Origin of the sequence: Flavobacterium aurantiibacter (assembly GCF_002251775.1) — a bacterium.
Classification (GTDB): domain Bacteria; phylum Bacteroidota; class Bacteroidia; order Flavobacteriales; family Flavobacteriaceae; genus Flavobacterium; species Flavobacterium aurantiibacter.
Window position 1 is genome coordinate 1 of sequence record NZ_NOXX01000151.1, and the last position, 14,747, is coordinate 14,747.

Here is a 14,747-nt window from a genome sequence, read left to right on the forward strand (position 1 = left end):
TTATTGATTTTTAATCAATTATGTTTTTTGTCGTGTACTAAATAAGAATGTAATAATTTCCCCGAGCAAATTCCAACCACTTTTAAAGCCTTCGAATAACTTATCTCCAAAACTAGCTTGAAAAGAATCGATGTTTGCTTCGTTTAAAACCACTTCGCGCTGCATGCGTTCTCGTTGGTAAACCTTAAGGGTAACAGTACTAAAAGCCACATTTTCACGTAAGGAAAGTTTGTTCATCAAAGCTTGATCCACTTGTGCGCGTCGTAAATCTGCTTCATTTTCGGCATCAACAATACCCGACAATTTTGTTCCTTTCTGATCAATTGCCTTACTAATACGTTTTGCTGCCACAGCATTGCGCCGACGCTCTAAATCGGTTGCCAGAAGTTGTAAAGAAACATCATCACACTTAAGCGTTTGAAAATCAACAAACTTAACCTGTTTCTCTATTGTACGTAAAACAGTATCGAGCTGTACGTTAGGTACACGAAGCGTTATTACATTCTCGATTTTATACCTCTTCGTCAGCAATAAACTGTCGGCACTAACAGGTACTTCATCACTTTGTAGTACTTGCGTTTGAAGATTTGACAAGGTTACAAAACCGCCAAACTTTTTTGTAGCATCTTCAATTGCTTTTGTGGCAGCCCTAACATCCTCTACTTCAAATTGGGCATCAGCAGTGCGAACAAACTCACGTTCAAGATTAGTGGCATTTACAGAAGTAGTGTTCGATGTGTCAACGACCTCACTTTCCATTTTTGATTCGGAGAAACGCTCCTCGGCCGATTGATTTTTACACGCTGTCGCTGAGAAAAAAAGTACGACAAATAAAACTGATGGGAATACAGGTACCTTCATGATTAATTGATTTACAAACGATTAAAAAAATGTAATGATCAATCAATACTGTACCTTTTTTGTGTTTGTAATCAACAGTAATAAAAACTATGCCAAAAAACTCATGGTTTTGATTCCGTTAAAAAATGTAGTTATTGGCGATACCGGAAATCCACTTGAAAAGAAATAATGTAATTCTCCGTTGTTTAAAACAGGATTCGAACCTGTGTCCGCCTAGGCGGATAAGAGCCCTTCAGCGTAAAATAAAAAACTCCAACCTTTCGATTGGAGTTTGACTTGTAGCGGGAACAGGACTCGAACCTGTGACCTTCGGGTTATGAGCCCGACGAGCTGCCTACTGCTCTATCCCGCGATGTTGAGTGCAAAGATACACCTCTTTATTCGCTAAAAGCAAGTTTTTTTTGAAAATTTTTAGAATGCGCTCACAACCAACTACTCACGCGGTAATTTCAACGCTACTTTTAACGGATTTGATCTGCACAGCTCGAAATTCTTGACGGTTTGTTCCCATTCTTTAAACGCTGCAGCGCTCGTTTTTGGAATTAATTGATATGCCACAGCAAAAGTGAAGCGATCTTTGGGTTTGTACGAAAATAAAGTATGCGTTCCAAAAGAAGGGTCGGCATTAAAAGTTTGCACCTCTTTTGGGTTGTCGTACGGAAAGAAAACGGTTTGTACCAATTCTTGTTCGCCTTTGCGCGTTTGCAAATGATAATACCGCGAATCGATTGTAAGTTTGGGTTCCGAGCGTGTTCCTTCAGCTACAATCGCATAACCCAACGCCTTCGAAGCCTCGGTCATAAAAACATCAACGTATGTAAATAGCGTACTTTTGTCGATCGAAATTCGTTTTATTTCTCCTATTTTTTGCGAACCCCAAGTTGGGTAATAAAGTAAAAAAACCGTTCGTAAAGGTCCGTCGGCTAAAACTTCTAGCTTTTCAATTTTTTCGGCATATTCCAGCAAACCTTTGTTCAAAATGGTGGTAGCGCCTAAGCCCAAACTCCTCGATACATCAGTAAGTAAACTTTGAAAAGGAAGCTCTTTATTTTTGAACTTTTTACGCTGACTCTCTAACGCTTGCGCAGACGGCTTAATCCCGAACTCAAAAGCAGCCGGTTTCGATGTGCTGTACTCCGGCGTTCTAAATACAACGGTCTCGTTTTCCCAATAAATATAACCCTTATGCTTAAAAACAGCTGTTTTTACCATGGAATTCGAAGGGCCGCGGGTACTGTCTAATACTATGTCGTACGACAATATTGAGCCCGCTGGAATGCTTACGTGCATTAAAACCTGATCTTCCACACCATCGAAATCAGAATCGTACCACTGGGTAGGCAAATAACTATCTGTCCCCTCGCGCTTAATTCGCAACGCTTTTTTAGCGTGTTTCTTAACCGTCGAGTGCAGCAAGCTTCGCTGAATGGCTATAACTTCAGAGCGATCGATGTTTAAGTCGTTTGTAACCGTGAGTTTCTGAAAAACCTGTGCCTGCAAACCCGCGTACGAGAAGACAACAAGCAGCAGCAAAATCAACTTTTCTAAAGTTACATATTTAGGAAGAACTCGAAAATTTGAACCCATTTTATGGAAAAAGATTGTACATTTAGGAAGTTCAAATGTAAGGAATGTGCCAGAGCAGTTCGCTTATTTTCCACTGAATTCTCGCGCACCTTGCCTATTAGAAATTAAAAGCGTAACTCCACTTGACAAAAAACGACTTTATCAAATCAATTACTTTCAAAGAGCCCCAACTTCAGGCATATTACCACAATTTGCCAGAAGAGGTATTTCAGGATACCGAATTGTATTTTCATCTGAAGTTATTACTGGTTCTGCCTGAGCCCGTTTTTCTAGTTTGGGGAGTCGAACCCTATTTCCTACCTAATGCCAAAGCGTTAAAATATGATGGGCTGATTGAACATTTTTCGAAAATAAAAGCTTTTCCTGCAAACCAATCCCAAATTTTGTTGCTGGACAATAGAGTCTTTACTTTCGAGTTTCATCCTATAGAAGAACATCAACCGCACTTCCAAAAAGGAATTCTTTACATAAAAGAAGAATCCTCAACCGATCAACATGATGCCCAAATACTTGAAAAACTTCCCGTTGCCGCCTGTATTTTTAGCACGAAAGAGCTAATCGTTACAGCAGCTAATGATATCATGCTTTCTTATTGGGATGTCGATAAAAATGTGATCGGAAAACCGCTGCAGCAAATTTTACCGATTCTTCACGACCAACCGTTTATTGCGCTTTTGCAGAATATTTTCCGGACAGGAGAAATACACACCAGCACACAAGCGCCCGCCCGACTACTGCGCAACGGAATGGAACAAACGCTGTATTTCGACTTCACTTACGTGCCTTTGAAAGATGACAACGGTAACGTATACGCCATTTTAAGCACCGCCACTGATGTAACTGCGCGTGTGCATCTAAACCGAAAAGTTAAAGCAGAACAACAACAGTTTTTAGATTTGTTTGAAAATGCTGCAGTTGCCGTGGCTGTTTTAGATAAAAATCTAGTTTTTGAAAAAGCAAACCCTTTTTACTTGTCGCTGGTAAATCGAACTGCCGAAGAAATTATCGACCGACCTTTACTGGAAGCCATTCCCGAAATTAAAGGACAGGGATTCGACGAACTTTTACTTGAGGTTATTGCCAGCGGAAAACCCTACGCAGCAAAATCGGAGCGAGCAGAGATTACAAAAAATGGAGCACTGCAAACCATTTATGTGGATTTTACCTTTCAACCGCTGATATTAGAAACTGGCGAAATTGAAGGCGTTTTTGTGATTGTAACTGATGTTACGCAGTCGGTGATCGTCGATGCCGATAATAAAAGCAAAGAAGCTACACTACAAAGTATTCTTGAAAACGCTGCGGCTGGTATTTCCCTGTTTGTGGGTCGCGATTTAGTAATTGAGCTTCCTAACAAGAAAATTGTTGAGCTTTTAGGTAAAGGACCAGATGTAGCCGGCAAAAAGCTAACCGAAGTAATGCCTGAATTACTTGCTGAAAACCAATCGATTATAGGAATTTTACACGGTGTTTTTGATTCAGGCATCCCCTACTCTACGCAAGATTCTATGGTAAAAATCGTCCACGACGGTGTGTTACTCGAAAAGTACTACAACTTTACGTATACGCCTTTATTCGACGAAAACAAGAACGTTTATGCTGTCTTGCAAGTTGCTATTGAAGTTACCGATAGCGTCTTGGCACGCAAGAAAATTGTCGAAGCACAAGCTGCCTTAGAGCAAGCGGTTGATTTGGCGCAACTTGCCACTTGGCAATACGACTTAAAATCGAGCACGCTAATTGGGAATCGGCGTTTTACCGATTGGTTTAAGAATGTGGATGCTTTGGATGCCGAATATTTGGAATTTCAGAAATTTCTCGAAAACATCGCCACACATCCTGAAGAACTTCAAGGGAAAACCGATTTTCGAGACGAGCGCGTCAAAATTGAACCGCAAACGGGCAAAAAACGCATCATTGTTTCGGCCGTAAAAATTAGTTACGACGACGAACAGAAGCCGGAATACATCTCGGGAACGTCGCAAGATGTTACCGTACTTCGGCAAAAAGAAGAAGAATTAGAAAAGCTGGTTGCCAAACGAACCAAACAGCTGGAAGTGGTTAACAGCACACTCGAACAAACCAACCAAAGTTTAGAACAAAGCAATAAAGCACTGGCACAATTTGCCTATGTTGCTTCGCACGATTTACAAGAGCCGCTTCGAAAAATTACCACCTTCGTAAAAATGCTGGCGAGCCATTTAACGGAAAAAGACAGCCGAACGGAAACGTACATTGAACGAATCATCAATTCTTCGGAACGGATGTCGAATTTAATCCGCGATATCTTAAGCTATTCGCAATTGTCGAACGGCGAAACAAAATTTGTGCAAGTTGATCTCAACCAAGTTATTTCTGAGATTTTAGCCGATTTCGACTTAGTTATCGAACAAAAAAATGCCGTTGTTCACGTGACCGATTTACCAACAGTCTCGGGAATTAAGATACAATTGAGTCAGCTTTTTGGAAATGTTATTTCAAATTCGCTTAAGTATTGTCACGATTCACGACCGCCGCGCATTGACATTAGCTACACAGCAGTAACGGGCGATCAGGTTACTGATTTGAATTTGAGAGCCGATTTAAACTATTATCAGTTTACAATTCGCGATAACGGCATTGGTTTTTCACAAGAATATGCCGAACAAATTTTCAACATTTTTCAGCGTTTACACGGAAAGCTGGAATACTCGGGAACAGGCATCGGACTGGCGATGTGCCGAAAAATATGTGAGAATCATTCCGGCGCCATTCGCAGCAGCGGAACTGAAGGTATTGGTGCTACATTTGACATCTACTTGCCCGCTTTACAAAGCTAATTTTAGGAAAAACGTTCCTTAATAATTTGCTTCACTACTTTCTTAGAGAAAAGTCTTTTGCGTTTAAGTCCGTAAGAAAATGCTTACTATCTTTGATTAAACCAAAAACTAAACAATTATGAATGTAAACTTTATCGCTATACTCGGAGCGGCTGCCTTTCCGCTTTTAGTTGGATTTTTCTGGTACAGCAAACTGCTATTTGCTGATGCCTGAATGAAAGTCGCTAAAATTAAACCGGAAGACTTGGCTTCATTTAATCCGGTAAAAGTATTCAGCTTGTGTTTTCTCTTTTCAATTTTCATCAGTTTTGTGCTCCAATTTTTGGTCATTCACCAAACGGGTGCTATTGGCATGATTGGTGGGGATCCAACTACTGCCAAAGAATCGTTTACTGCCTTTATGTCGGATTACGAAACTGCTTTTAGAACGTTTAAACACGGCGCGCTTCGCGGTTCTATGACTGGCATTCTTTTTGTGCTTCCGATTTTTGGAATAAACGCACTTTTTGAAAAATTCTCATGGAAATATGTTTTGATTCACGGCGGCTATTGGACAATTTGTTTAGGTGTCATGGGCGGTATACTGTGCCAATGGGCCTAAGTGAAACAAAATTAGAAACAGTTATTTACGAGAACCCGCAAGTACTTCCCGAATATTGGGATTCGCTCGCGGGTTCTAATATTTTTTTAAAGCAGTCGTATTTACGTGCGTGTTACGAAAGCAAGCCGAAAAACATGCGCTGCTTTTTCATCGTCATTGGTACGGAAGATAAACCTCTAAGCATTGCCGTTGCCCAATTTCTGGATTTAAATCAGTTAGAAACCTTCGGCGAACGACAACGCTGCATGAAAACGGTTGCTCGGAATTTTATCTTCAAGAAATTTAGTTCGCATGTGCTTTTTATCGGAAACAATATGCTCAGCGGACAACATGCGTTTGCCACATGCAAAGAAACCAATTCCACAGATGTACTTACCGCTTTACAACTTTCAGCCACGCAAATTAAAGAACGATTGAGGATTGAGGGCATTTCTTTACATCTGACCGTTTTCAAAGATTTCGACGCCGCATTCTTACAACAAAACAATCCGAATTTCCCAAACTTTTTCAAGTTTACAACTCAGCCCAATATGGTTTTCGAACAGCTAAACAATTTTGCCAACGAAACGGATTATGTGGGCGCTTTTGCCAAGAAATACCGCGATCAGTACAAACGCAGTCGTAAACGCTTGCAACCCATTACCTCGCGCTTTTTAACGGAAACCGACTTAGCGGATTACCAAAAAACTACTGCCGACTTGTACTTTAATGTGGCGAAAAACTCGGCATTCAATACCTTTTTACTACCCGAGAATCATTTTTTGGCATTGAAAAAGCAGCTTCAGGAAGATTTTATTGTGAAGGGATATTTTGAAGCCGAACGTCTTGTGGGTTTTAGTACCATAATACGCAACGGCAGCACAGCCGACACTTATTTTTTGGGTTACGATGCCGAAATTCAAAAACATCATATGTTGTACCTAAACATGCTGTACGACATGATACTAACTTCGATTTCGCTAAAGTTTGAAAAAATTGTTTTTGGACGAACAGCAATGGAAATTAAAAGCTCGGCAGGCGCGGTACCACAAGAGCTTTTTGGATTTATGAAACACCACAATTACCTGTTAAACAAAATATTACCCTACTTTTTCAAACAACTAGAACCCAAAGTGATCTGGCAGCAACGACATCCGTTTAAAGGTGTTGGTGACGAAGCGCAGCAGTAGATTTTCAGTGTGCTTTTCTTGTCGTAATGTTTTTGGATAACGATTTTCCTAGCCCCGGGTGCAGCGGCAGCCCGGAAAAAAATACGGCTACGTGAATTGTACAGCAAACGGCGACCCAAGAAGCAGTGTGCTGGACATATGAACGTGGCGTGTTTTTTGAGGACTACAGCGGAAGACGGGATTAGCTTCGAAAAATAAAACTAAAAACTTTGATTATCAGCTCGTAACGCAATAAAACTCTATCACGTATAAAAATTGCTTCCCATTAATTGTAATCGGGAACGGCAATTTTCATATTACTGGCTAAGATGGAAATGTTGAGTTCGGAAACCAAACCGATGTATTCGCCATCGACTTGAAACTCGGTGGGCGGATCGATGAAAATACGTGCGTTTTTTGTGCTGTAAATATCTACATCTTCGGTATCTAGGCGGATGTTTCCCGTTAAAATCTTGGTTAAAACCGTAAAATCGAGATTGCGAAGCACCACAATTTCGAACTGCCCATCGTCCATTTTACCAAACGGATTAATTACCACGCCGGTTCCGTACTTTTGCGAATTGGCTATTACAACCATTTTTGCCTCGGTAATTACCTCTTTACCTTCCAATTCGATACGCGCCCGAAACGGTCCGGTTTGCTCTTTAAATGTAGCGAGCACCTGTTTTGCATAGCCCAACATGCCACGCGTGGTGCCGCTTTCGTAGTTTTTAACCAGCATAGCGTTTAAACCCACATCGCTCAGGTGTAAACTGGTATGTCCGTTTATTTTTATCATGTCGATATCGATAAACTTAGCTGAAAAAGCCGCGGGAATGGCGAGATCTAAAGTGGCAGGAATATCTAAATCGACCGACAAGCCGTTTGCCGAACCGGCAGGTAAGATTCCGAAAAGTACGTCGACATCTTCCAAAGCGGCCGCCACTTCTTTAATGGTACCGTCGCCGCCGGCAATAATGATTCGCTGCGGTTGGTATTGCTCGTATAAATGCCGTATGTGCTTGCCGTCGTTGATGCCACAGGTTTCGTAAACAATGGTTTGCAAACCCAGTGTAAGCGCGTGCTCCTCAACATCGGCTACGAGTTCGCCTTTGTCGATATCGCCTGCAATTGGATTTACCACAATGATTACAAATTTTTGTGCCATGTATTCAGATTTGCTCAAATTTAGAGAAATTCTGAGCATTCCTTCCGCATATTAACAATTCGGATAAACGCTTTGCAGCTCGATTTCTAGAACTCAAACAATAGAATTCTCTTGGAATTACCTCTGGTTGAACTACACAAAAGGGCGTCTGCATTTTTTTAGGGAAGTATATATAAAAAAGCTGTGTGAAAATCGTTTCGAAACAAAACGCTTTGCCGTATTTTTACATAGTATGAAACCTGTTTTAAAACTATATCGAGGTTACGCCAACGAAAATCAGCTTTTAGTGATGGGTCATGTGTTTAAACCAACGACTAAAGCCGATTACGATTTTCAGAAAACGAAATTTAGGAACGCCCGCTCGGTGATTCGCATGTTTCGACAAAAGACAGCGTCTAATTTTGATGTCTATTTCAAACACGACGGACGTGTTATTCACACCAAAACCTTAGACGACGGCTTTTTTCAGTTTTGCATTCCGCTCGACAACGATGTGGGTTACGGCTGGATTACGTACGAAGTTTCCATTAAGTCGGAAGGGACACACGTTACACAAAAAGGCTCGTACATTCGGCCGTTTGAAGGAAATTTGGGTTTTATCTCAGATATCGACGATACATTTTTGATTTCCCACAGCCGAAATATCTTTAAAAAGCTGTACATCTTGTTGTTTAAGAACGTGAACGACCGCAAAATCTTTTCCGACGTGGTTGCGCATTATCAGGCTTTAAGTACAGCCGGACGCAATAACAAAACCGAACAAAACGCTTTTTTCTATGTGTCGTCGAGCGAGTGGAATTTGTATCGGTTTATTGTTCAGTTTGCCGAATTACATCAGTTGCCTCGTGCCGTTTTGTTGTTGAAAGACATCAAGCAGAGTTTGTTCGACTTCCTGATTACGGGTCGCGGCAACCACGATCATAAGTTCGAAAAAATTAAACACATCTTGGAGTTTTATCCGAAATTAAACTACACGCTATTGGGCGACGATTCGCAACAAGACGCCGAGCTTTACGAACGGATTTGCAAAATGTTTCCAGTAAATGTTCAAGCCGTTTACATTCGGCAAACGGGCAAACTTCCTAAACAAAAGGTAACCATCGCCATTCAAAATATGAGTTTAATGGGTGTTCACACCTGCTATTTTACGAACAGCAAAGAAGCCATCGCACACTCTAAAAGCATCGGACTCATCGTATAAAATTATGCTTACCTTAGTTGCGTTAGTCGAAACGCATGCTTTTTCAATTTAATATCTACTCCGGATTACTTTTAATTTTCTTTACACACAATCTGGCTTATGCCTTGATACTTCTCCAAAAAAGTATACAAGAACGCAGTAAATCGGCGTTTTGGCTCGCTCTATTTTTGATTATCGTTGCCTTGTATTTAGCGCCGTGGATGCTGGGTTTTGCTGGTTGGTACGACATCGACAGTTACCGCGCTGTTATTTTTACCATACCTTTTCATCAGCTGTACTTTTTTGGACCCGTTTTATATTTCTACACCCAAGCCGTTTTAAATCCGGCTTTTAGATTTCGCAAAAAGTACCTCTGGCATTTGCTCCCGGGTTGTTTGTACCTGATTTATGCGTTGCTGCAAGTTGCGAGCGATTACTACGGTAACGGCGGCGCTTTTCCAAGCTTGTATGCCGATATCGACTTCGACGAGTGGTACCAAATTACCGGTCATGCAAGTATGCTGTTTTACTTGATATACGCGCTCCGATACTACAATTTGTATCGAAAAGTGATTCAAAACATTGTGAGTTTTGCCGATGAACTCACCTTTAAATACATCCGCGAATTTATTATTACTTGTTTAGCGATTATTATTGTTAATATCAGCTTTAAGATTGGTTTTGAAATTTTTCCCGAGTTTGCGGACTTCGTGGGAAGCTGGTGGTACTTCATGGCAGTGGGCGTAATTTCCTACCGAATTGCCATAAAAGGCTATGCCAACGAAAATTTCAAAAGCAAACGCGTTGGCTATGGTTTCGTGAACGAAAGTAAAACTGAAAGCACCGAAATACTTGCGGAGTATGCCGAAATCGAGTTCCCACAAAGCGACTCAAATAATTTGGGACTCACCGAATCGGAGGAAAAACTGCGCGACCAACTAGAAAAATTACTGATTACCAACGGCTATTACAAAAATCCGGAACTTACCCTACTCGATTTGGCAAAAGCAACCGGAAGTAATACTGCGCTTATTTCAAAAGTAATCAACAAAGGCTTTAACCAGAATTTTAATGATCTGGTAAACACACTTCGAATCGACGCTTTTAAAGCAAAAGTAGCTGCCGGCGAAAGTTCGAAATCGACCTTACTTGGCTTAGCGCTCGATTGCGGTTTTAACTCTAAAGCAACTTTTAATCGGGCGTTTAAAAAGCATACGGGAGTAACGCCAAAAGACTACTTAGCAAAAAACACAGCAGAATTAGGTCTCAAATCATAATTTGAAGCGCGCCGCTACTGGGATTGCCGCAATTTTGCTTCATCGATAACGGAAAACTGAATTTCCAAAAAAAGTAAACTGATGAAAAAAAATGTAATCCTTTTAGCTCTTGTAACGCTACTGGTATCTTGCGGCTCGTTTAGTTCGTTAAACTCGGGCACGAGCATAAATGCCAACGAAAAGTTTGTACTCGGAAGTAATCCGCACGGAAATTTCCGTACGCACCTTAAGAACGATGGTTCTACCACCCTACTCGTTTATCAAGAACCAAACGATGGCGGAACACATTCGCCAATAACTTTAAAGCCAACCGAAAGCACATTCATAAAAACCGATAAAAACACGGCCTTGGTAATCGAAAATACAGAAACGAAAATGGGTTACGTGACGTTAAAGGTAACTGGCGACCTTAACCTTGGTATGGCCTTCCAAAAAAATACAAAAACTAAATAACCTAATTTTATCTTAAACCGCTAAATCAAAGACACATGAAAATTTTAATCCACACTACCGTAGCCTTTCTTCTATCCTTGTTTTCCTATAGTCAGGGTACTGTTGAAAAAAAGTTCGATTACAAGAATTTCGACAAAGTTTATCTGCAAGGCTTAAATGCCGATACACAAATTTCGATTGGTAAAACATGGTCGGTTCGTGTTGAAGGACCGGAAGAAAGCGTAAACAACCTCGAAATGGTTTACACGGCTGGCGAATACAAACTGGAAATCAAAAACAAACCCGTAAAACTCAATTACAAGAAAAATCAGAAACCAACCACCATTTACATTACAATGCCCGAAGCCAGCGTTATTGCACAATCGGGTAACGGCGACTTGGCCGTGAAAGGAATCGTTGGAAAGTACTTTCGCCTCGAACAAGAAGGTAACGGCGATTGCTCACTAAGCGGTGCGATCGATAGTTTCGACTTAGAAAAAGGTGGAAATGTCGACCTAAAAGCGGGCGACTTCTCCGCGAAAAACCTCAAATTCAGCGTCGGCGGAAACGGAAACGCAACCGTAAACGTAAGTGGAAAATTGAGCGGAAAACTAGCAGGCAACGGCGACTTAATCAACCGCGGTTCGGCCCGCTGCACCGACTGTAAAAAGAACGGAAACGGAGCTTTTATCTACCGCTAGGAGTTTCAATCATCAATCAAAATCATCATGAAAAAAATCTTTTTCTCCATAACAAAACCAAGCATACTGCCGCAGCTCTGGCAAGATGTTTTACTCTCCTTACCGCGAATCTTGTGCGGATATTGGATGGCGGTCGACTTCGGTGCAGTTAAATTCGGTTTACCTTGGTCGCCACCCGAAAACAACCTCGGATTCTTCGAAGTAGCCTTTTGGTTTCCGAACAACGTTGCCGAATTCGGTGGAATTTTCGCTGTATTTCCCGCATTTTTCGCCTGGATGGCCGCCTTTAGCGAAGCCGTCGGTGGCATCGCACTCGTACTCGGCTTTCAAACACGCATCTTCAGTTTATTAGCTGGCTGTACCATGTTTGTTGCTGCCGTGTACCAACAATCGAGCCAAGGACTGTGGAATATGTTGCCCGCACTCGGAATTCTGTGGGTTTGCCTAAGCGGAATGGCCCTCGGAAGTACACGAATCGGAATCGATTTTCTAATCACTAAAAAACGCTCACAATGAAATACTTACCGTTACTTTTACTGTTCTTAGCAGTGTCTTGCGTACAGCCAACGGCCAATCAAAAAGTGCGTTATGTGGTTATCGTTCCCAAAGCTATGCAGGTTTCGCAACTGAGCGTACGTGGCAGCAATCAACCGTTGAGTTGGGAACAAGATACGCCACTTAAGAAATTGAACGACAGCACTTTCTACGCCGATGTGGTACACGTAACCGGCTACACGTACACCGAATACAAATTTGTTGCCGACGGGCAGTTTGAACGGCAAAATCAAGACAACCGCAAGCTCACTTTCGAAGCCGATTTAAGCACAACGGTTCAACACAAATTTAACGGTAAATAATTCATTTACTGAATTTTAATTTGGGCGTGCCGGCAAACGCGCGTGATTATTTTCGAGTTGCGTTTGCCGTCAGGCCATTCGCTGCAAGTATTTTCGTTCGTTTTGTAAGCGTCTGTCACTTGCAAGCGCTTCTGCTGTCGCGTTGCCGTTGCCGTCGCTTAGCAAAACCAACAAAAATAGCTTTACGCTGCTGTCCTTCACGCAAAAGCAAGACAACAAATCGTTTTCAAACTAGCGGTCCGAAAACAGATAATTAGTTGATTAAATTGCAGATTTGTTTTGGGATACTTTAATCCAACGGGGGTAGCAGCCTAATAGCTGTTTAGCTCGGAAGTTGGTCAATATAAGCGCTCTGAAAAAGATTTTTAATCAAAATCTGGTTTAAAGCAACTATTCGCTACGTTTCGCATCTTTTCAGATCTAAACAATTGTTAATGATTCGAAATTTACTTTTCTCAGCTGCGTGCATTTGCGTTTTCACCTCGTCTTGGGCACAATTTTACGAATACGAACACAATCAAAACATCGATTTTTCGTTAAACGACTCGTACATTGGTTCGGTTTGCGCCACCAATGCCAATAACGAACTGTATAGCCTGAGTTTCAACGGAACGCCTTATCCGTACGGAATCGACATTCTAGGAACCTTAGCCTTGCGAAAATTCGACACGGCTGGAAATCTGATTTTCACCAAAACAATTGCCAACCGCGCTACGGCACGTGAAATGCTGGTTGATGCCAACGGAGATATTTACTTCACGATTTCTTTTGTCGACCAACTCACGTACGAAAATACCGTTCTTTCATTCGCGACAAACGGATTGAGCCACATGCTTGTAAAACTAAATGCCGACGGCGCTTTGCTGTGGTATCTTGCGCCAAATATCGAAAATTCGTTTGTGAGTGATCTCGGTTCCATTGCCTTGGATGCCAATCAAAACATTTGGATGGCTTACGATGATTTCCAGAATTCGTATCTACAAAAACTAAATCCGAACGGAACGATACTGCAAACGATAGTACAAGACGATGTTCCATTGGTTTCGGCAATAACCACAGACGCACTCGGAAATATTTACACCGCCGGCTCGTGTTCGGGCTTAAATGCAAACTTTAATGGAAGCAGCGCCACAGAAAATTTCGATTACAATACCTACGTAGCTAAATACAACGCAAACGGATCTTTGCAATGGGTGCGTTTTATAGAAGATATTACTTGCTCGTCGCCACAATTAGCTGTTAAAAATGCCGACGAAATTTATCTAGCCACGCAGAATTTCTTGCCGCACACGCTCGATGGCATCAGCGTTGCCGGGCCAAACACTGGTGGTACCGACTTTTTATTGGGCAAACTAAACAGTAACGGAACGTGGCAATGGGTACGCGAGGTTCCGAACGCGGGTTCGTTTGAATTGGGCAGCCGAGCTGCGTTGACCGTAGCTCCAAACGGTACGGTATTTCTTGCGGGTTCGACCTCCGGAACCATATCTTGGGCCGACAACGTTTCGACGACTGCGACAGAAAATGCCGGCGTTATTCTTTCGCTAACACCCAGCGGAACGGTTTCGGGTGCCAAAGTTCTTACCACTACTGGAACCAGCAGATTTGATGCCTTGGCAACCGATACTGAAAACCGCATTTATGTGAGTGGTTATGCACGTACGGCTTTTAACAACGGTTACGTTTTTTCTAGTACAACCGGGCGTGTATCTTCCGACTTCCTAGATATAACCGAAGCGCAGCTAGACAACATAAGTATATACCCGAATCCAACTACATCGATACTACAATTTGGCACGCCAATTTCGGGTAAACTGACAATTTACGACACTACGGGCAAATGTGTTTGGTCGGGTCAGGGCACATTTTCGGAAATTGACGTAAACCACTTAGCTGTGGGCATGTACCTCTTGAAAATAGACAACTCAGCAGTGGCTAAGTTTTTAAAACGCTGATGTAAAATACCATAGAGAAAATTCGTTTACGCTACTTTTCGAACAAATGTGATCAGCGATTATTCTAATAACTGCAAACCACATAGGCACATAGGCTTTGCACAGTTTTTAAATCACGACTACCAGTGCGAGTTCTACTTACGGCCGACCACATAGGCACA

At 41.8% G+C, this 14,747-nt stretch carries 14 protein-coding genes and 1 tRNA gene; 11 read left to right on the forward strand and 4 right to left on the reverse strand.

Annotated features, from left to right (window positions below):
• Positions 1-18 precede the first annotated feature (18 nt).
• Positions 19-861: a DUF4349 domain-containing protein gene (locus CHX27_RS03490; protein ID WP_094485382.1), complete on the reverse strand. Its 843-nt coding sequence runs from the start codon at positions 859-861 to the stop codon at positions 19-21.
• 34 nt (positions 862-895) lie between these two features.
• On the opposite strand from CHX27_RS03490, the gene CHX27_RS15865 reads away from it, so the two are divergent.
• Complete coding sequence (locus CHX27_RS15865) at positions 896-1,030, forward strand: hypothetical protein (RefSeq protein WP_262494577.1); 135 nt, start codon at positions 896-898, stop codon at positions 1,028-1,030.
• 110 nt (positions 1,031-1,140) lie between these two features.
• On the opposite strand, the gene CHX27_RS03495 is transcribed toward CHX27_RS15865, so the two are convergent.
• Together CHX27_RS03495 and CHX27_RS03500 are read right to left on the reverse strand one after the other, a co-directional pair.
• Positions 1,141-1,213, reverse strand: a tRNA-Met gene (locus tag CHX27_RS03495).
• A gap of 80 nt (positions 1,214-1,293) precedes the next feature.
• Entirely contained in the window at positions 1,294-2,448 is a 1,155-nt protein-coding gene (locus CHX27_RS03500) for a DUF4861 family protein (RefSeq protein WP_094485383.1), read from the reverse strand.
• Positions 2,449-2,570: 122 nt separating this feature from the next.
• Here CHX27_RS03500 and CHX27_RS03505 point away from each other — a divergent pair, with 122 nt between their 5' ends.
• The 3 genes from CHX27_RS03505 to CHX27_RS03515 all read left to right on the forward strand — a co-directional run bounded on the left by CHX27_RS03505 (position 2,571) and on the right by CHX27_RS03515 (position 7,037).
• Complete coding sequence (locus tag CHX27_RS03505; protein ID WP_094485384.1) at positions 2,571-5,267, forward strand: PAS domain-containing protein; 2,697 nt, start codon at positions 2,571-2,573, stop codon at positions 5,265-5,267.
• A 214-nt stretch (positions 5,268-5,481) separates the two neighbouring features.
• Positions 5,482-5,868 carry a DUF1761 domain-containing protein gene (locus CHX27_RS03510; protein ID WP_243388952.1) on the forward strand — a complete coding sequence of 129 codons (387 nt, stop codon included), beginning with the start codon at positions 5,482-5,484 and terminating at the stop codon, positions 5,866-5,868.
• Entirely contained in the window at positions 5,859-7,037 is a 1,179-nt protein-coding gene (locus tag CHX27_RS03515; RefSeq protein ID WP_165764423.1) for a GNAT family protein, read from the forward strand. The genes CHX27_RS03510 and CHX27_RS03515 overlap by 10 nt, the downstream gene beginning before the upstream one ends.
• 265 nt (positions 7,038-7,302) lie before the next feature.
• Here the strand turns inward: CHX27_RS03515 and CHX27_RS03520 are convergent, their stop codons facing one another.
• Positions 7,303-8,184, reverse strand: a complete 882-nt coding sequence (locus CHX27_RS03520; protein ID WP_094485386.1) for a diacylglycerol/lipid kinase family protein — start codon at positions 8,182-8,184, stop codon at positions 7,303-7,305.
• Positions 8,185-8,416: 232 nt separating this feature from the next.
• Between CHX27_RS03520 and CHX27_RS03525 the strand changes: the two genes are divergently transcribed.
• The 7 genes from CHX27_RS03525 to CHX27_RS03555 all read left to right on the forward strand — a co-directional run bounded on the left by CHX27_RS03525 (position 8,417) and on the right by CHX27_RS03555 (position 14,586).
• Entirely contained in the window at positions 8,417-9,385 is a 969-nt protein-coding gene (locus tag CHX27_RS03525) for an App1 family protein (protein ID WP_094485387.1), read from the forward strand.
• A 35-nt stretch (positions 9,386-9,420) separates the two neighbouring features.
• Positions 9,421-10,641, forward strand: a complete 1,221-nt coding sequence (locus CHX27_RS03530; protein WP_094485388.1) for a helix-turn-helix domain-containing protein — start codon at positions 9,421-9,423, stop codon at positions 10,639-10,641.
• Between the two features lie 81 nt (positions 10,642-10,722).
• Positions 10,723-11,094, forward strand: coding sequence for a putative periplasmic lipoprotein (locus CHX27_RS03535; RefSeq protein ID WP_094485389.1), 372 nt, complete (start codon positions 10,723-10,725; stop codon positions 11,092-11,094).
• 35 nt (positions 11,095-11,129) lie between these two features.
• The gene (locus CHX27_RS03540) at positions 11,130-11,774 is read left to right on the forward strand and encodes a GIN domain-containing protein (protein ID WP_094485390.1); all 645 of its coding nucleotides are present in this window, start codon (positions 11,130-11,132) and stop codon (positions 11,772-11,774) included.
• 27 nt (positions 11,775-11,801) lie between these two features.
• Positions 11,802-12,290 (forward strand): DoxX family protein, encoded by a 489-nt coding sequence (locus CHX27_RS03545; protein WP_094485391.1) that lies wholly within the window; start codon positions 11,802-11,804, stop codon positions 12,288-12,290.
• Positions 12,287-12,631, forward strand: coding sequence for a hypothetical protein (locus tag CHX27_RS03550; RefSeq protein ID WP_094485392.1), 345 nt, complete (start codon positions 12,287-12,289; stop codon positions 12,629-12,631). The genes CHX27_RS03545 and CHX27_RS03550 overlap by 4 nt, the downstream gene beginning before the upstream one ends.
• A 434-nt stretch (positions 12,632-13,065) precedes the next feature.
• On the forward strand, positions 13,066-14,586 hold the full coding sequence (locus CHX27_RS03555; RefSeq protein ID WP_094485393.1) for a T9SS type A sorting domain-containing protein: 1,521 nt from the start codon (positions 13,066-13,068) through the stop codon (positions 14,584-14,586).
• The last annotated feature ends 161 nt before the right edge of the window (positions 14,587-14,747 follow it).